This window comes from Pseudoalteromonas sp. ASV78 (assembly GCF_047806705.1).
In the GTDB taxonomy this organism is placed as follows: domain Bacteria; phylum Pseudomonadota; class Gammaproteobacteria; order Enterobacterales; family Alteromonadaceae; genus Pseudoalteromonas; species Pseudoalteromonas prydzensis_A.
In genome coordinates this window covers 945878-964008 of sequence record NZ_JBLOPA010000001.1, presented here as the reverse complement: position 1 = coordinate 964008, position 18131 = coordinate 945878, and the positions used below count along the sequence as shown (strand labels likewise).

Below are 18131 nucleotides of genomic sequence, written 5' to 3'. Positions count from 1 at the left end.
TTAATAAAACTAAACCCAATTGGAGAAATTATGAATATTGAAGGCGCTATTACAGACCTAGTAAAAGTTAACCGCACAGATGATAAAGGCGCTCTTCTGCCTACGACTGGCGAGTTCAAGCTGCATACTAAAAACCCTGCTCAGATTCTATCTGTGAAGGTATCTGCTGACCAATTTAACGATGGTACTTATCAGCAAATTGAGCACTTACAGTCAGACCCTAACGGCTGGGGTTTAAAACCTGTTTTACTCAATATTGAATATTACGAAGGTGCTAACGTGGCACGTCAAATGGATTGGAAAGGTTTCCGCTTACATAGCTTACCTACAGAAACAAAACAGGTTAAAAGCTAGTTATGCAATGTATTTATCTAAATGCTGACGGCACGTTAAGCCCAACAAGTGAAACACTCGAACAATGCTCAGGCTACGTTCTTGTCCCTTCACATGATGCGGCTGCATATGTTAACAGCATTCAGATAACAGCTCTCGAAATCGGGGGCGCTTTTACTTGGGCTTTTGGCCTAATCATTACCCTAGGGTTTCTGTCCTTCAAAGTGAAGGCTGCCCGAATGGTTATAAATAAACTTTAAGGAATAAAAACATGACTGATATTTTTGCTGCTGTAGATATGGCTGGTGTTGCAACTTTTGTTGGCGCTACTGGTGTTTTAATCGTTGGCGTTGCACTTGCTTACAAGGGAATTACTCTTGCCAAGCGTGCAGTTGCTAAAGCATAAGGAACTGAATATGGGCGGCCTAATTGTCGCCCTTATCTACACAATTTGTGCATTGATAGGGGCAATAGCTGGTTACATAGTTTGTAAAAATTTCGGTTGGGGATAACAGCCAATGAAAATTTTAATATATACACTGGCGCTTATTAGCGCTTTTTTTGTTTCTAATTCCTATGCATCAATACCTGATTCATACGACCCAGTACCTGTACCCGCAGAAACAAAATACCAATCATCTTTTGACTGTGTTACAAATAATTATGTCGTAGGTAGTTCAACAAGTGGTTTATTAACAGAGCCCCCTCATTCTGCTTGTATAGCACCTGTAACAGATTATGCGAAATCACAAATTCAAACCGATAATAATTTTTGTAGTTTTTTTGCTGATATCGTAAATGAGGATACACGATATATAACAATTCAATGGAATAAGAAAAATTGGGGTTCTTGCGATTCTCCAATTGTCGTTGGTCCTAAATATCAATATGGCGCTCGCGCCGTTGGTGAACCAGAAGAGATATCTTATTGTCCGCCCGAAAATAACCCTACTTATACTATTCCAGTTACTGATTCAACCGGTAAAAAGTTATGTTATCGCTTAAAATCTGATATTCCACCTGAGCCAGAGCCAGATAATAGTTGTGATGAATTTGGAGATAATAGTTTTTTACCTCCCAAAACAGGTTTAGATGTACCTACTGGAGGTTCTGTTTGTTATACAACTTCAACTGGTAAACAATGTAAATATTCAAAAAATGATTTCGGTGATGGCTATACACAAACAGGTCAACAATGTTCTGGCGAAGAACCTCCTTATGGCGAACCGCAAACCCCCGATGGTGATTGTGCAGTTGTTGGTTCTCTAGAGTTTTTCGCAGTTTGTCCAGTTGATCCTAATGAGGCATGCAACCCCTTATTAGTTAACAATGAAACTGTTTACCAATGTCCAACCGGTTGCGGTTCTGTTAATGGTGAGTATGTTTGTGTTTATGAAGATAAAAACGCTAATGGAATACCAGACAAAGACGAGAATCCTGATAATCCAGACCCAGACAATCCAGACCCAGACAATCCAGACCCTGAAAATCCAGACCCAACCGATATGACTCAAACCAATAATTTAATAAATGGATTAGGCGGTAAACTAGATGGTATGGGCTCAACGCTAGATGGCATAAAATCGGGCGTTTCTGACTCTAATGAATTACTTGGTGGTCTAAATACAAAGCTCAGTGATATATCACTTAAGCAAGATGCCACTAATCAAATTTTAGGTAATATCAACAATAGCTCATCTTTAATAGCTGGTAACACCGATGCAATCGCAGGCAATACAAAGGGAATTCTTGAAGCTCTTGAACCCTCTAAAATTCCATCAACATTTAACCCAGACGCATCATCTAGCTTTTACGAGTCAAGTTATGAAAATGGTTTCGAAGGTGTATGGGAAGAAAAAAGCACAGCGTTTAAACAAACAGAAACTGTTAAATTTATAGAGCAATTTAAATTTGACTCCGGTGGCGAAGCCCCAGAAACACAAATTTGTTTTGACCTTGGTCGCAAAATGGATTTTGGTTGCGATGATTTACCTATCGCAAGCCCTCAACTTTTATCAATAATTAAAATTTTCATACTAATTACTGCGGCTTTTTTGTGTCGCGCATTAATTTTTGGAGGTTAATATGGATTGGTTCGCAGAAACATGGAATGAAGCTAAGCAATTTTTTTATAGCTTAGTTTTAACTATTCAAGATATTTATAAAGATATCTTTATCTGGCTATTCGAAAGTTTTATGGACATTTCTATATTAGCCATTCATGGCCTTGATAGTTTTTTTGAAGGTTTAGATATTGCTAGTCACATAAGCTCACTCCCTCCTGAGGTCAGTTACTACGCGTCAGCGATTGGATTATCTCAAGCAATGGGCATGATTATTATCTCTATAACAATTCGTTTATTGCTTCAACTAATACCATTTGTAAGATTAGGGAGCTAAGAAATGATTCACGGCATATCAGGAAGAACGGGCGGCGGTAAAAGCTACGAAGCGGTTGTACGACACATAATACCAACTATCACAGAGCATAAGCGCAAAGTCGTAACAAACCTACCATTAAACATTGACCATTTTTGTTCAGTATTCGGTGAATATTGCCGTGATTTAATTGAAGTTGTAGACGGTGAGTTCCATAACTATGGCGGTCAACGGCCATTCTCAAAAAAAGAGCACTACTTACAATATGAAGATTGGAAAAATGAACAGGGCAACCGAGTTTATTTTTTCATAGATGAATGTCATTTGGCATTACCAACTGGCTCAACTGACAAAGAACTTAAACAGTTTTATGATTTACATCGCCATTACGGCTTTGACATCATGCTTATTACTCAAGAATTTAGCAAGGTCGATAGAGATATACGAAACTTAGTCAGCAACCATTATCGAGCTATTAAAAAGTCTATGATGGGCCAAGATGATAAGTATATTTTAAAAGTTCATGATGGTTCATCTAAAACCAATTCAACCGTTGTTGCAACTCACGAACGTGAGTACGAAAAGAAGTATTTTAAGTTTTACCAGTCACACACTAAGAGTGACCAATCAATAAAAGAGGCTGCACCAAGCGATATAAAAAAATGGTATGACAACTGGTTTATTAAAGGCTCGGTTGTGTTTTTTATATTCGCCATTTTTTTACTTTATTTGGGATTTAAAAAACAGTCTGAAAACCAAATTGAAACAGAAAAATCAACGCAACCACTTGTAAGTAATGGTGAATTTCAATCCAGCCCTGGAGCTAGACCAGGATATAATTTAGCATCTGCTCCAGGGCAAAATACTGCTTTACCTCCAGAGTATTTAGCCAAGCAAAAAGAGGCTGAAAAAATTATTGAGGAGCAGAAAAAAGCAAAAGAAGCTGAAGAAAAAAAGCACCCATTTTATAAGGTCGGGCTTCATATTGTCGGTTGGGGTGAGTATACCGAGCTTGGCCGATTAACTAAAAACTATTACCTAAGCGCCAGCCAAAACGGACAGCATATTTTTGATTTGTCCTTACGTGATTTGATACTTGCTGGCTATGCCGTTGTTGTTCGCTCCAGTTGTGTTATAGAAATAAGTTATAAAAAATACCATGACTTTTTAACTTGTGACTCACCAAAAATAGGTGTTTTTGATGAAGCACCAACAGAATTGACAGAGTAGCGAGGAGGGACCCGCTTGCGGGAGGTGGCCTTGCGACTCTGGCAATACAACCCAATTAACAACCCGTCACTGGTGACACTATGACTAGAAATCAAAAGTACGAACAAAAGCAAAAAGGCAAAGGGTTAAAGAAAGTAACCCTTTGGATACCTGATGACTCAGAAGTTGAGATAAAACAAATGATAGAGTTTTTAATCGATAACCCTGACCATATACCCTTCATGGCTCGGAGTGTCATAACTGGTCGCATGAAAAAGGCAGTTTAGCGTACCTATGGCGCAGCCATGTAGACCGCACACTGTTATTAATTTAGCATCACTGCTTATCGGTCGTAACCAAGCGCAGCGCAACCCCTGCCCTTAGTTACTCGATGCCGCGCTTGCGCCCTTGATAAACCAATTCGGAGTTTGAATTTGTGATTTTGCATTGTGATTTTTTTAAAAGGAGTAAAAATCACAATGTTTAAATCAGAATTTCATAGGCAATATTTATCACTTTTTGGTTATGACTACGCCAAAGGCGCTAAAGAACTGGGTGTAAGTGAACGCCAAATTAGGCGATACTTAAAAGCTGGCAAAGCTAGTAAGCCAGTAGAAAAACTTTTAAATATTATATATCGCGGTTACCTACCCGACTTTGGTCCGTGGGCAGATTGCAAAATCTCTATTCACGATCATACAATGTCCACTCCTTGGGGTGGCGTTCGCGCTTCAGACGTTCAATTAGTCCACCGTTATAAATGGTCAGCACGTGAATCCGAAGGAATGTATAAAAAACTTAAAGAGCAGAATAAAACCCAAGACCAATACTTATCAGATTTACAAACTCAATTACTCGATATTATTGGAGAAATTTCAGAACGTACAGGGAGTTAAAATGAAACTAAATTATATTAAATTATATTTTTGCCTTACATTTTCAGGATTAACGCTATTGGGTGTCGTTGAACTTTATTTGTCTTATCAGCTTAATACTCTTGAAAAGGAACTAAAAGCACGTTCCATTCAAAACGAGCGAGATAAAAAAGCAGCAGCAGTAAGACGAAGTTTAAAAGCAGAAGAAATTAAAAAACACCAAGCGGAACAAGCTAAATTTCGCGCTATTGAACAAGAGAGAATCAATAATGCCCGAAGAATTAACGATGAAACGTGCCAATTTTGGACAGGGGAATATTCTGAAATTAAATCTGAAAGAAATAAGCTAATGATGGATGGAGCTTGCGAGAGAGCTAGGAATGATTGACGAGTTGTCAAACTTGTGAACTGGTGTAATTGCTTATAAATAAAGGGGTTTTCACCCCTTTTCTCTTACACTGTAATGTAAATTATAGGTTATTAACTATAGAGGGGTAAACACCTGTGAATACCCCTATATAAACTCCCACTAAGTCCAATACTAGACGGTATCGGACTTAGTTAGGGTTTATTTGAATAATACTTATTTAATTCGGGTATCTTTCTTGAGCTTCATTATCGCTTAGCATAGTATTAAAAATACAATTTAAGCTGTATCACAAGAAGTAAACAATATGGAATTTGTGCGCCCGTTAGAACCAATCCTAATAATTGATGATGTTCAAGATATACGTGACTACTTAAATCAAATCTTAACTGAGTTAGGTTTTGAAGATATTCTTGAAAGCAACGATTTTGAATCAGCGAAAACTTTGATTGATGAAAAATCCCCTAATGTTATTTTTCTTGATATTGAATTACCCGACACCGACGGTACTGAAATTCTTGAGTACCTAAATGACAATTACCCACATACCTATGTTGTAATGTGCTCAGGCCACAACAGCCTTGAGAATGTGCAAAATACCTGGGAACTTGGCGCTAAAGGTTTTATTGCAAAACCATTTAATGCAAAAAAAGTTGATACGGTAATGAAGCGCCTAGAACTAATTTAATCCGATTAAAACCATAAGGTTACTATGCAACAAACTGTACAAGCGATCATTGATGATTTATCTGGGGTTATTTATGGCAAACAGCAGCAAATCAAGCTCGCATTAACTTGCTTGTTCAGCCAAGGGCATTTATTAATTGAAGATTTGCCTGGTATGGGGAAAACCACTTTATCCCATGCGCTTGCTGCTGTGTTAGGCTTAACGTATCAGCGAGTGCAATTTACCAGTGATTTATTACCCTCGGATATACTTGGTTCAAGTATTTTTAATGCCAATAAACATGAATTTACTTTTCATAAAGGGCCTATTTTCAGCCAAGTCGTATTAGCGGATGAAATAAATCGGGCCGGTCCAAAAACACAAAGTGCTTTATTAGAAGCTATGGAAGAAAACCAAGTAACCATGGATGGCGATAAACACGCCCTGCCCAGTCCGTTCTTTGTTATAGCTACTCAAAATCCTTTATATCAATCAGGAACTTACCCTTTACCTGAATCTCAATTAGACCGTTTTTTTATGCGTATTAGCTTGGGTTTTCCACCAAAAGATGCAGAACGAAAATTGATTTTAGGCCAAAACAATCGAGATTATGACCGTTTGCCAGTGCGTATTAACGCAGCTCAATTAATTGAAATACAAAATAAAATTAGCACTGTTACTTTAAGTACGCCGGTTGTTGATTATATTTTGGCGCTTGTTTGGGCTACACGCAATAATAGTCAATTTGCTAATGCGCTCTCTCCACGAGCCAGTATTGCTTTAGGAAAAGCTGCGCAAGCATGGGCGTTTATTGATGGCCGTGATTTTGTCACCCCTGACGATGTACAAGTCATCTTTGCAAGCGTAACAGAGCACCGATTAGGTTTAAATCATGATGTAAGTGCACAACAGCTCAACCAATTATTAAATGACGTTAATGTACCTTTATAATGCATGAGAATAAAAAAGTAACACGCCCTGCTCTATTTTCTAAATTAAAGGCTAAGCTTTTCAGTTTATTACTTAAAAATAAACACAATACCGAACAGCTAACATTAACGCATAACAACATTTATATTTTACCTTCCAAACTTGGCAGCAGTTTTTTACTCGTTACCGCTCTGAATTTTATATTGGCTGTGAACTATCAAAATAATTTGATCTTAGTGATGGCTTATTTGATGCTCGTTGTGATGATTTTTTCATTATTGATCGGCTATAACAATGTTAAAGGCTTAACGGTGTCTTACAAAAGGCATATTGCTAGTTATGCTCCCAGTTGTGCACAACTAGAATTGCAGCTATCACACGATAAAACATGCCAATCTCTACAGTTTATTTACGAAAATAAAATTCTCACAACGATTGCTGAAACAACGACACCGTCACAATTAGTTAGTTTAGAGTTACCGTTAAAACAACGGGGTGAATATCCATTAAAGCGTTTAAAAATTATTAGTCGCTATCCATTTGGGTTGGTCTCTGTGTGGAGTTATTTGCAATTAGCACATACTATTTTTGTTTACCCGCAACAGCGTAAACCTGTGCAACAAGCTGATCAGCAAAACCACCACAGCATGGGTGCTGGCGATCAGAAGAACACTCACGGAAGCGATGAGTTTGATGGCCTAAGCCCCCATCAGCTCGGTATGAATATGAAACGAGTGTCATGGAAACACTACGCTAAAACTCAGCAGCTGATGGTCAAAGAATTTGTTAATTACTCAGCTCAAAGTGTATTTTTTGATTTTAATCAGTTACAAGGCAATACTGAATCGCGCTTGCAGCAATTGAGCTATTTGATCAGCCAAGCCTACCTGCAAGGTACTCGTTACGGTTTGCAATTAGAGGCCAGCTATTTTGAGGTGAACGAAGGAAAAGCACACTGTAAAAACTGCTTAGAAGCACTTAGTCGCTTTTCCAAAATGGCTAAGGATTAACATGAGAGTCATTAATAATTTAAGCGCAATTAATCTGTCGTTATCAGCTATTTATATTTTAGTGCTCAGTTTTATTTTTACTGAACTCCCGTTGGTTTTTAATACACTGTTAGTGAGTTTGTGTATTTGGAATCTTGTCATTACTTTATTAAACCGCAATAAACCCAATGCACTATTAGCCAATACATTAGCGGGGTTTAGTTTACTGGTTTTGTTTTACGATGTTGGTTTTGGCGATACCGTTACTTTGTTTGTGGCGATGTTGATCTTGTCGAGTTTATTTAAATTACTCCAAGCGACTACAAAAAAACATTATCAAACCATCACGTTACTTAGTTTTTTTAGTCTTTCTACGGTGTATCTTTTTTCTCAAAGTCTGTTCGCAACACTCATAATTAGCATCTTGTATATTCTAAACTTTGCCGTACTGGCTTTAATTGAGTCCACACATAATTTAAAAATTGCAGTGAAAGGCAGCTTGAAACTGTTATTACTGGCACTGCCTATCTCTATTTTCTTATTACTTTTGTTACCGAAAGTTCCGGCATTTTGGCAACTGCCTGGGCCAAAATTAGCAAAAACAGGTTTGTCTGAAAGTGTCGACCCATTTGATATTGCTAAATTGTCCAATTCAGATGAATTGGTATTTAGAGCAAAGTTTAATGAGCAAAGGCCCGCAGGGCCCTATTACTGGCGTGCCATCATACATGATGAATTTGATGGCAAAACCTGGTTGATATCGGACATTTTAAAAACAAAGCAAGCTATCGAGCAAACCAGTACTAATTTTACTGATGACCCTTTATATAGTTACCAAATATTTGCCGAGCCCGCAGCAAAACCTTGGCTTTATGGTTTACAGCTTGCGAGTTCAACCCATAAAGACGTAAAAACAACCAGTGATGGCTTATTAGTGCGCAAACGTTTTTTAGCTAATAGTGTGAGTTATACAGCACAAAGTTATCCGTTGGCTGTTACACAGCTGCCTCGCACCGCGCAGTATCAAAACGTACAACTAAATTTAGCGAAAGACACAAATATGCAGTCGCAATCTTTTGCTAAACGTTTATTTGAGCAACACAATAATGATGACGACGCTTTTTATACTGCCTTATACGATTACTTTGCCAATAATGGCTTTAGTTATACATTAACACCGGATCCAATTACGGGTAGCAATACCTTAGATCAATTTTTATTTAATAATAAGCGTGGTTTTTGTGGTCACTATGCCAGTACTGCGGCATTTATGTTTAGGAGTGTTGGCATTCCTGCTCGTGTGGTTTCTGGCTATTTAGGTGGTGAGTACAACCAACAAAATAGCTATCTCAGTGTTTATCAATATGACGCGCATGCCTGGGTTGAAGTGTATATAAAAAGCAAAGGCTGGCAAATTTTTGATGCAACGGCTGTGGTTTCGCCTGAAAGATTAAATGGTTCACTATCACAGCATGCGCAATTGAATAATGAATTTACCAGTAATTTAGGTTTTGGCCTATTACGGTTAAGCAATATAGCCGGTTTTAATTGGCTGCGACTCAAACTTGAAAACCTTGATTACCAATGGACAAGCTGGGTGTTAGGGTTCGATCAGCAAAAACAGGCATCCCTGTTAAACAAGCTATTTGGTAACAAACAACTGTGGCAGATTTCATTGATTGTAATAGCGACGGTGTGCTTGGCATTTATTTGTTATTTTGTGTACTTATCATGGCCGAAAAAATCCCCCGAGCCCACACATGCCTTGGCCAAAGATTACCTTAAAATAGTTAGTTGGTGCGATAAACAAGGCATTGTTGCTAGGCCAAACCAAACTCCTTTGCAATTTTTAGACTATGCCGCCGAGCAACAACCAGAGAAACGAATATATATCGAACAATTTGCGCAGTTATACTCCGATGTGCGTTATCGTCAGTTAGTATTTAGTAGTTATCGTAAAAAACACAGTAAAGATCTGATAAAATTAATTAAAACAAAGATGAAGAGAAAGTTATGAATGCAGTTGTGATCGGTGTTTTATTAATGCTGGGGCTAACTTTAGCACGGGTTAATGTAATAGTCGCAATGACACTGAGTGCTTTGGTTGCTGGTTTAACCGCAGGTTTAAGTTTAACTGATACACTCAATGCGTTTAATGCAGGCCTTTCTGGTGGTGCTGAAATTGCGTTAAGCTATGCGATGTTAGGCGCTTTTGCTGTCGCAATATCAAAATCTGGACTCACCCGTATACTCGCGGCAAAATTACTGGCAACAGTAAATAACAACAGTGGCAATAGTGAAACTAGCCTAAGTTATTTTATCCTCTTTATTATTTTGGCTTGTGCAATTGCATCACAAAACCTTGTGCCTGTTCATATCGCCTTTATACCAATTTTAATTCCCCCACTGCTAATTGTATTTAATAAGTTAAAATTAGACCGTCGTGCTATCGCATGTATTTTAACGTTTGGTTTAGCAACATCGTATATGGTTTTGCCCTATGGCTTTGGTGGCATTTATTTATACTCAATTTTACATAAAAATCTGGTTGATAATGGCTTAGAGATTATTAATAACCAAGTGCCACTGGCAATGATCATACCGGCTTGTGGTATGTTAGTCGGTTTGCTTATTGCTGTGTTTATTAGTTACAGAAAACGTCGAAGTTATCAACAAGACGAAAATGAAGAACACGTGACAAGCATTGCCATTGAACAACCTAAAAAAGTATTACTGGTAGGGATTACCGCAGTACTCGCCTCCTTAGTTGCACAAAATGTCAGTGGCTCTATGATTTTAGGCGGCTTAGTTGGGGTGATGATTTTTAGTTTGTTTGGTGTAGTTAAGTGGGAGCAAAATAGCGACGTGTTTAGTAAGGGCGTGGCTATGATGGCGATGATTGGCTTTATTATGATTTCCGCCCAAGGTTTTGCTTCCGTTATGAAAGCCACCGGTGATGTAACCAGCTTAGTACAAAGTGCAGCGTTAGTTATTGATGGTAATAAACCTTTGGCCGCAGCATTAATACTACTTGTTGGATTAATGATCACCATGGGCATTGGTAGTTCGTTTTCTACCGTGCCAATTATTGCCACCTTATTTGTGCCTTTGTGTTTAGAGCTTAACTTTTCAATGATGGCTACTGCTGCATTAGTTGGTACGGCTGGCGCTTTAGGTGATGCTGGCTCACCAGCCTCTGATTCAACGCTTGGGCCAACATCTGGACTCAATGCAGACGGTCAACATGACCATATCTGGGATTCAGTGGTACCAACCTTTATTCACTTTAATATTCCGCTACTTATATTTGGCTGGATAGCAGCCATGGTACTTTAACCCTACCAGTTAAAACCAAGTAGAAGCCCCCTTCTACTTGGCGATCTCTTTATAATTTACACGCTGTTGTTAAGGGATATGTATAACCAAATATAGTATGATGTGTTCTTTTTCTTTAAAAAAGAAAACACATAATTGTGCTTCCTTTTTTAATAAGTGCTGCTAAAAACCATAAATCATTTTATCGCATACTACTGGCGTTGGTCTGTGATTATCATCAACCGCTACGAAGGTAAAACTGCCTGTAATAGCCGAGTGTTTATCGTCTCTATGCATCGTTTCTAAGAAGATTTCCACATCAACTCTTAAGCTTGTATTACCTACGTGCACTACTTTTGAAATCAATTCAGCAAAAGTACCAGCAGGGATCGCTTCTTTAAAATCAACTCTGTCTGATGAAATGGTTACCAAAGGTTTACGGCAAAAGCGAGTAGCAGCAATAAACGCAACTTCGTCCATCCATGCTAGTGCATCACCACCAAATAAAGTGTTGTGATGATTGGTACGCCCAGGAAAAACGGTTTTAGTTACCGATGTGGTTGAATCTTTAATGCGTTGAGCAATTATTTCTTCACGGTTTACTTGTGTTGTCATGTTCTCTACTTTTGGTTCGCTAATGTGTCTAACATCATAAGTGCAGGGTCAAGGCGTTCGCCTTTCCAGTTAAAACGCCAATCTAAATGCGGCCCAGTTACACGGCCTGTAGCACCGATCTCCGCTATTTTCTCGCCACGTTTAATGGTATCCCCTACTTTCACATCGAGTTTACTCAAATGTATATAAGTCGAAGTAACACTATGACCGTGGTCTAAAATTAATGTGCCACCTGAGTAATAAAGATCGTTATCGGCAAATACCACAGTGCCACTAACGGGAGCATACACTGGGCTACCGGTTTTATTCGCAATATCTAAGCCGAAATGAGGGCGACGTGGTTCACCGTTAAAATAGCGTTGGCTACCATATACACCGGATATACGACCTTCGGCAGGTTTGTATACAGGATCTAAAAAATACCTAAGTTCAGAGTCAACTTTACGGGCATTTTTAACAGCAACCGCTTCACGACTAATGCGTTCGCTGACTTCTTTTGGTGGCGATACATATTTACTCGCAACACCGGTTATTTTATCAATTTTATACTCACGTTTGCTGATCACAATTGCTTGTTGGTGTTGTGCTCCTGCAGCATCAACCCAGCTTAATTGATGTGTTAACTCTGCATCACGACCAAAACCAAATACAAATTCGCCTTGCTCAGTGGTTTTTAATGTTTGACCATTAAAGCTAACTGACTTTACACCCTCAATTTTCCCAGTCACTAAGCCACCTTGAGTTAAGTGACCTTGTAACTCAACGGCATCCGCAAAAAAGCTCACAGTGGCAAATAACGACAATGCAAATAATTTACGCATAACAAATCGATCCTTTTGCGACCCCTTCATACGCTGTTACTTTTACATCATTTTCAGGGTGCTGGGCTTTAACTTGCTCAGCTAAATAACCTGCAATACATTCAACCGTAGTATCAATTGGCAAAATATCACAGCGGGCTTTACTGATAGCCATCTCAAAATAGCCTTGCGCCGCAGTATATGCGAAACAAAGGTCATTTTCTTTGGCGCTGATATGTTGTAACTGCGTAGCTGAAATTTGGTCTTCAGCTGTCGCTAAATAAATATCCTGCCACTTATCAGCCCATTGTTTTTGTAATCGCGGCATCGCCATGCCATCAAGCGCAATACCAATTTGCGAACGATGACCATGAATAATACGCTGGCAATTACCATCATGCTTTTTAAGGCCGTGGCTATAGTGATAATAAAAACTCTTGCTATGCTCTGGCTTTAATTCAATTTCAATTTTATCTATATTGCTTGGTAACTGCGGCATAATAGTCGCAATTAAAAAATCAATAACCGATTGCTCATTAACTACGTCAGCATCAATGAGGCAATATGCTTGGTTTGGCGCGCTCATAGCTAAGTGGTGCTCATCACCAAACGTACAATCAAGCGTTGTATAGTCACCATGGTTTTCAACGTGGCCGTTAATTTGCTTGCCAATAGCCAGCTTGTGATCAATACATTGGTCAATAATGCCTTTAATTTGCTTTTTAACTAAGCCAAAATCGAGCACCATAGACTCTTCATTTAACTTGCCATGCAAGGTTAAATCAACAATCCAGCTTTCACCTACTGCGCCTCGTTTGTTACAAAGATAAGAAAAATCAATTACGGTAAGTGCGTTAACAAAAAGGATCATAAACTTCCTTTATACTGGTTAAAAAATCACAGTAATTATAATGATTTTTGCTCCTAATTGCGCGATTAAATCGTGGAATTAGCATGTTCTTCACCTAAGCGGTGGTATTTCATGCAAATAAATTATTTTTTTAACTGCTCCGAGTTGTTTAGCGTACAAGTGTACGCTAAAGTACGTGGCAATTTCTAAGCGATGATAAGTGTTATGGAACCTAAAAATAGCTATACAAAAGAAGATTTGATCCTATGTGGTCAAGGTGAAATGTTTGGTGAAGGCAATTGTCGTCTACCAAGTGACAACATGTTAATGATGGATCGTATCATCTCAATCACCGATGACGGTGGTGAGCATGGTAAAGGTGAAATTGTTGCCGAGTTAGATATTAATCCAGATCTATGGTTTTTCGACTGTCACTTTAAAGGTGACCCAGTAATGCCTGGTTGCCTTGGTTTAGATGCAATGTGGCAATTAGTTGGTTTTTTCCTTGGTTGGTCTGGCGGGCCTGGTCTTGGCCGTGCACTGGGTGTAGGTGAAGTTAAATTTACCGGCCAAATCCTGCCAACAGCTAAAAAAGTGACCTACCGTTTAACTATGAAGCGCGTTATTAAACGTAAACTTTTCATGGGTATGGCTGATGGTACAGTTGAAGTAGATGGCCGCGTGATCTACGAAGCAAAAGATTTAAAAGTTGGTTTATTCCAAGATACCAGTGCGTTTTAATTAAATAATTAAATCTGCTACAAAAACGCCGCTTCATACAGCGGCGTTTTTGCTTAAATTCGAAACATGAAAATTAGGTTTTATACATATTGCGATTTTCTATCGCTTCGCGCCAACCACCTAACCACTCTGATTTTGGGTCCACTTGTTGATAAGGGCAAAGGTCTTTTGAACGACCCGCTAAGCCTGCTTTAAAACCTTGAGAATGAGCTCTTTCTAACCGATCTCTTTTCTGTCTCTTCATAGGTAAATCCTCACCTTTTATATTTATAAATTTGTAGCGTTCATGACATCTACATTTAATGAATAGTTAATAAAACTGTTAAATTCAAATCACAAAAGCAATTAAATAAATTGACTTTAACTAAGCTACTGATGCAAAAATGAATTAACATATAAAAAAGTAAAGTGGTCGTACCAACTGCTGTGCGACCTATTTTTGTACAAAAAATTACCACTATTTAATCATTAACACGCAGTTTCCTGCCTTAATTGTGACTACCGTTTATGAGTGAAGTTCCTATAAAAAATGTAATTATGACAAATTTATTTCAACCTACTAATAGTAAAGCAGTTTAATTTTTGAGCTTATTATTAGCCGCTTTACGAAGGCTGCCTCGCAGATAATTTGCCCACATTTCACATGCACTTTTTATATTGTTTAATAATTAATCCTTGCATAAATAAATACGATCGGTCTAATATGTGTTTATGCTAAAAAATAATCAAAATCCACCGCGGCGTGGTCGCCCACCAAAAGTTGCACGCAGTAATGCCGACACCAAAGCATTACTTATATCGGCTGGGGTCGCAACACTGACTGAGTTTGGCTTTAGCGCCACAGGACTTGATACTATCTTAAAAAAGATAGGCGTTCCGAAGGGCTCTTTCTATCATTACTTTACTAATAAAGATGCCTATGGCTTAGCGGTGATTGATGCCTATAACGACTATTTTGTTGCTAAGTTACGTCGTTATTTAGAGCAAGACGATATCCCCCACCTAGAGCGGCTTATTAATTTTACGCAAAGTGCAGCCCGCGGCATGCAGAAGTATGATTTTAATCGTGGCTGCTTAATTGGTAATTTAAACCAAGAGCTCAATCACCTCAGCGATGAATTTAAAAGTAAACTGCTGAGCAGTTATCAATTATGGCAACAACATGTGCAAGCCTGCTTAGAGCAAGCTCAACAACAAGGCGTCATAGCCACCAGCGTGAATACGCAGCAAATGAGTGAGTTTTTCTGGATTGGCTGGGAGGGTGCAGTAATGCGCGCTAAGCTGACTAAGAATACGCAACCGTTAATTTTATATACTGAAATGTTTTTACGCGCATTACTTAGATAATTAAGTAATGCGTTTTTATTTAGCAATTAAAAGACGATCGGTCTAAATGGAGTCGACATGAACACGCAATTTAAAGCTATTGTAATAAATAATATTGATGATACTTATTCGGCGTCATTACAAACGCTCCAGCACAGTGAGCTGCCCAATCATAATGTAATGCTTGATGTACTCTACAGCAGCTTGAATTATAAAGATGGTTTAGCAATTACCGGTAAAGGCCCCGTAGTACGTTCGTTCCCTATGGTGCCGGGCATTGATTTAGTCGGTAAAGTCACAACGAGCAATTCTAATGAGTTCAACACTGAGCAATTGGTGCTATTAAATGGCTTTGGGGTAGGTGAAAAACATTGGGGTGGCCTTGCTCAGCAAGCATCATTAAAAGATGAATGGCTGATCCCCCTACCCGATACCTTAACGCCAAAACAAGCGATGCAAATTGGTACTGCCGGCTACACTGCCATGCTCAGTATTATTGCGCTTGAAAAACAAGGGATCACACCCGCATCGGGTGATATTTTGGTAACTGGCGCAAACGGCGGTGTGGGTAGCTTTTCGGTATATTTACTTAATTTATTAGGTTATACCGTTGTTGCAGCAACAGGACGCGTAGATCAAACAGATCATTTAAAACAGCTTGGCGCCTCTGAAGTGATCGACCGAAATGAGCTATCAAATCCAGCTAAACCACTTGCCAAAGAACGCTTTGCTGGCGCCATTGATTCGGTTGGTAGTCACACTCTTGCTAATATTTGTGCTTCTTTAAAGTATGGCGGTGTAGTTACTGCCTGCGGTTTAGCACAAGGCATGGATTTTCCGGCATCCGTTGCGCCGTTTATTCTGCGTGGTATTTCATTGCTCGGCATAGACAGTGTCATGCGTCCAAAGGTAGACCGTATCCAAGCATGGCAACGTTTAGGTGAGCTTGTAGAGCAAAGCTACTTAGATAAAATATCGACTGAAATTAATTTAGCGCAGGTTATTAATGCGGCTGATGAGCTGATGACCGGGAATATCCGCGGTCGTGTCGTGGTAAATTGCCAACAGTAAAAATAACTTATACCAATCGTGTTAAGTTACTAAGTATTTAGCCCGCTAGAATGGTTAAATATTTAAGTCGATTGCTATTATTAAAGCTTCTTGTAAAAGAAGCTTTAATTACTTCGTTATTACACGCCTAAAGCAGCAAGCTTTTCGTTTAATTCGTCTTTTGAAATTAAACTCATTTCATACTGTTTTTTAACTTTACGAATTGTGTCGAAATTATCAAGTTTTAATCGTGCTTTAGCTAATTTCTGCTCTTTTTCTTCCACTGAGATCACATCAAGTTTAACGGCTTTTTCAAGCTTCTCTTTTTCTTGATCGTATTCTTTTTGAAAAATCGCTTTTTCTTGAATGATGATTTGATCTTTTAGCTTTTTCTCAATTTCAATTGCTTCATCTTCAAGCTCAATTTTTTTCTCAAGTAACGGTTCCACACGGTTTAATGCTTCTTGCAAAGCACTTTCGATATTTTGCCCTTGGTTTTCTAGTAAATTTTCTACGTATTTTTTACCAATATCTTGATAACCAATATTTAGCTGCCCTTCTATTGAAGTGATCTCAGAGCGGATCGCCGATAACTTTGAGTTCTCTTTCATTGCGGTACTCATATCAGAGCTTAGTTTAGACGTTGATTCGCTGATATTTGAACCAATAGTGGTAGCTTGCGTTTTAATTTTATTAAAAAGACCCATCTATACCCAAGCCACCTCAAGATGCGAGTTTCAGTTGGAATTAAAAGCGATTTAGGCAAGGCATTGATTGCAAGTAATAATGGTTCTATTGGTCAAATCAATAACGCAGTATAAGTCGCTTTTAAACCAACCCGCTGGGCGTATCACTGGAACTTACTCTCATCGTTGTAACTTTTTAAAAGGGAATGCCATTATTGCAAAGTAACGCCTTGATATTAAGCCCCAGTGAAACGCTGAATTCTGCATTTTGAGGTAGCTTGGGTATAAAATCCTTAAGTCTATCATCCAATGTTGTGGCGTCATGCCGATGCTTATTAAAGCGCGCTAATATTACCGATAAAGTAAACAAATGTAAATTACACAAGCAAACTGACTCGATATTCTTGTATCAAATTACCGTGATAAAAATTATAATTCTGAGATTAGAGTTTAGAAAAAGAGTGTAAAACATGAGTAATGAAGATTTATTCGGCAATAACCCGCTACAAGGCGTTAAACTTGAGCAAGTTGTATCAGAGTTAGTTGATCAATATGGGTGGGAGCTTTTACATGCTTATCTACTGCTAAATTGTTTTAAAAATAACCCTGATATTAAATCTGCGGTTAAATTTTTGCGTAAAACCCAGTGGGCACAAGATAAAGTTGAAAACTTTTACCTTTATCGACTAAAGAATCTGCCGAAACCGGATGATGTGCAGTATGCGCTTCCCCCACGTGACCGCGTTATTCCTGAAGATCATAAACCGGGTGAACCATGTGAATTAAGCTTTAGTGATGCAAAGCGCATTCAAGCGAAAAAAGAAGCCAAAGATCGTGCGAGGACGCGTAAGCAACGCTCTAGTGCGAGTAATCCTTGGGGGAACTAAGTGCTACTACTATGGCTGGCACTTTAGGGGGGTTGGTATGGTTCTCGCATATCAGACTTATTTGTTTTCATGCGCCAAAACAATTTGGACTTCCAAGGTTCTTCAACGGTTT

At 38.6% G+C, this 18131-nt stretch carries 22 protein-coding genes; 17 read left to right on the top strand and 5 right to left on the bottom strand.

Going from position 1 to position 18131, the window contains the following annotated elements; all coding sequences use genetic code 11:
* Window positions 1-30 precede the first annotated feature (30 nt).
* The 13 genes from ACMVDV_RS04400 to ACMVDV_RS04340 all read left to right on the top strand — a co-directional run bounded on the left by ACMVDV_RS04400 (window position 31) and on the right by ACMVDV_RS04340 (window position 11085).
* On the top strand, window positions 31-354 hold the full coding sequence (locus tag ACMVDV_RS04400; protein ID WP_416157323.1) for a hypothetical protein: 324 nt from the start codon (window positions 31-33) through the stop codon (window positions 352-354).
* 250 nt (window positions 355-604) lie between these two features.
* A complete protein-coding gene (locus tag ACMVDV_RS04395; RefSeq protein WP_008467240.1) occupies window positions 605-739 on the top strand; it encodes a membrane protein in 135 nt (44 codons plus the stop codon).
* A 112-nt stretch (window positions 740-851) separates the two neighbouring features.
* Complete coding sequence (locus tag ACMVDV_RS04390) at window positions 852-2417, top strand: hypothetical protein (RefSeq protein WP_416157322.1); 1566 nt, start codon at window positions 852-854, stop codon at window positions 2415-2417.
* Between the two features lies 1 nt (window position 2418).
* Window positions 2419-2733, top strand: coding sequence for a hypothetical protein (locus ACMVDV_RS04385; RefSeq protein WP_416157321.1), 315 nt, complete (start codon window positions 2419-2421; stop codon window positions 2731-2733).
* 3 nt (window positions 2734-2736) lie between these two features.
* The gene (locus ACMVDV_RS04380; protein ID WP_416157320.1) at window positions 2737-3942 is read left to right on the top strand and encodes a zonular occludens toxin domain-containing protein; all 1206 of its coding nucleotides are present in this window, start codon (window positions 2737-2739) and stop codon (window positions 3940-3942) included.
* Between the two features lie 80 nt (window positions 3943-4022).
* Window positions 4023-4208, top strand: a complete 186-nt coding sequence (locus ACMVDV_RS04375) for a hypothetical protein (RefSeq protein WP_339691066.1) — start codon at window positions 4023-4025, stop codon at window positions 4206-4208.
* A 192-nt stretch (window positions 4209-4400) separates the two neighbouring features.
* Complete coding sequence (locus ACMVDV_RS04370; RefSeq protein WP_416157319.1) at window positions 4401-4817, top strand: hypothetical protein; 417 nt, start codon at window positions 4401-4403, stop codon at window positions 4815-4817.
* A gap of 1 nt (window position 4818) precedes the next feature.
* Window positions 4819-5184, top strand: a complete 366-nt coding sequence (locus ACMVDV_RS04365) for a hypothetical protein (protein ID WP_416157318.1) — start codon at window positions 4819-4821, stop codon at window positions 5182-5184.
* Between the two features lie 286 nt (window positions 5185-5470).
* A complete protein-coding gene (locus ACMVDV_RS04360; protein ID WP_304179765.1) occupies window positions 5471-5851 on the top strand; it encodes a response regulator in 381 nt (126 codons plus the stop codon).
* Window positions 5852-5875: 24 nt separating this feature from the next.
* Complete coding sequence (locus tag ACMVDV_RS04355; protein WP_304179764.1) at window positions 5876-6781, top strand: AAA family ATPase; 906 nt, start codon at window positions 5876-5878, stop codon at window positions 6779-6781.
* Window positions 6781-7770: a DUF58 domain-containing protein gene (locus ACMVDV_RS04350; RefSeq protein WP_416157317.1), complete on the top strand. Its 990-nt coding sequence runs from the start codon at window positions 6781-6783 to the stop codon at window positions 7768-7770. The genes ACMVDV_RS04355 and ACMVDV_RS04350 overlap by 1 nt, the downstream gene beginning before the upstream one ends.
* Window position 7771: 1 nt before the next feature.
* Entirely contained in the window at window positions 7772-9766 is a 1995-nt protein-coding gene (locus ACMVDV_RS04345; RefSeq protein WP_416157316.1) for a transglutaminase TgpA family protein, read from the top strand.
* Complete coding sequence (locus ACMVDV_RS04340) at window positions 9763-11085, top strand: Na+/H+ antiporter family protein (RefSeq protein WP_416157315.1); 1323 nt, start codon at window positions 9763-9765, stop codon at window positions 11083-11085. Before ACMVDV_RS04345 ends, ACMVDV_RS04340 begins: the two co-directional genes overlap by 4 nt.
* A 162-nt stretch (window positions 11086-11247) precedes the next feature.
* On the opposite strand, the gene ACMVDV_RS04335 is transcribed toward ACMVDV_RS04340, so the two are convergent.
* From ACMVDV_RS04335 to ACMVDV_RS04325, 3 genes are read right to left on the bottom strand one after another with little or no spacing between them, the layout of a single operon-like run.
* Window positions 11248-11679, bottom strand: coding sequence for an acyl-CoA thioesterase (locus tag ACMVDV_RS04335; protein WP_064666260.1), 432 nt, complete (start codon window positions 11677-11679; stop codon window positions 11248-11250).
* A gap of 5 nt (window positions 11680-11684) precedes the next feature.
* The gene (locus ACMVDV_RS04330) at window positions 11685-12500 is read right to left on the bottom strand and encodes a M23 family metallopeptidase (RefSeq protein WP_416157314.1); all 816 of its coding nucleotides are present in this window, start codon (window positions 12498-12500) and stop codon (window positions 11685-11687) included.
* Window positions 12493-13350, bottom strand: a complete 858-nt coding sequence (locus tag ACMVDV_RS04325; protein WP_304179752.1) for a 6-carboxytetrahydropterin synthase — start codon at window positions 13348-13350, stop codon at window positions 12493-12495. The genes ACMVDV_RS04330 and ACMVDV_RS04325 overlap by 8 nt, the downstream gene beginning before the upstream one ends.
* Window positions 13351-13554: 204 nt before the next feature.
* Between ACMVDV_RS04325 and fabA the strand changes: the two genes are divergently transcribed.
* Entirely contained in the window at window positions 13555-14070 is a 516-nt protein-coding gene (gene fabA, locus ACMVDV_RS04320; RefSeq protein WP_283710693.1) for a bifunctional 3-hydroxydecanoyl-ACP dehydratase/trans-2-decenoyl-ACP isomerase, read from the top strand.
* Between the two features lie 73 nt (window positions 14071-14143).
* On the opposite strand, the gene rmf is transcribed toward fabA, so the two are convergent.
* Window positions 14144-14314 carry a ribosome modulation factor gene (gene rmf, locus ACMVDV_RS04315; RefSeq protein ID WP_016707188.1) on the bottom strand — a complete coding sequence of 57 codons (171 nt, stop codon included), beginning with the start codon at window positions 14312-14314 and terminating at the stop codon, window positions 14144-14146.
* 467 nt (window positions 14315-14781) lie between these two features.
* On the opposite strand from rmf, the gene ACMVDV_RS04310 reads away from it, so the two are divergent.
* Both ACMVDV_RS04310 and ACMVDV_RS04305 read left to right on the top strand, forming a co-directional pair.
* Window positions 14782-15417: a TetR/AcrR family transcriptional regulator gene (locus tag ACMVDV_RS04310; protein ID WP_416157313.1), complete on the top strand. Its 636-nt coding sequence runs from the start codon at window positions 14782-14784 to the stop codon at window positions 15415-15417.
* A 57-nt stretch (window positions 15418-15474) separates the two neighbouring features.
* Window positions 15475-16467: an MDR family oxidoreductase gene (locus tag ACMVDV_RS04305; RefSeq protein WP_416157312.1), complete on the top strand. Its 993-nt coding sequence runs from the start codon at window positions 15475-15477 to the stop codon at window positions 16465-16467.
* A gap of 119 nt (window positions 16468-16586) precedes the next feature.
* On the opposite strand, the gene ACMVDV_RS04300 is transcribed toward ACMVDV_RS04305, so the two are convergent.
* A complete protein-coding gene (locus ACMVDV_RS04300) occupies window positions 16587-17153 on the bottom strand; it encodes a hypothetical protein (RefSeq protein WP_416157311.1) in 567 nt (188 codons plus the stop codon).
* A gap of 449 nt (window positions 17154-17602) precedes the next feature.
* Between ACMVDV_RS04300 and ACMVDV_RS04295 the strand changes: the two genes are divergently transcribed.
* Window positions 17603-18019: a VF530 family DNA-binding protein gene (locus ACMVDV_RS04295; RefSeq protein WP_064666266.1), complete on the top strand. Its 417-nt coding sequence runs from the start codon at window positions 17603-17605 to the stop codon at window positions 18017-18019.
* Window positions 18020-18131: the final 112 nt, after the last annotated feature.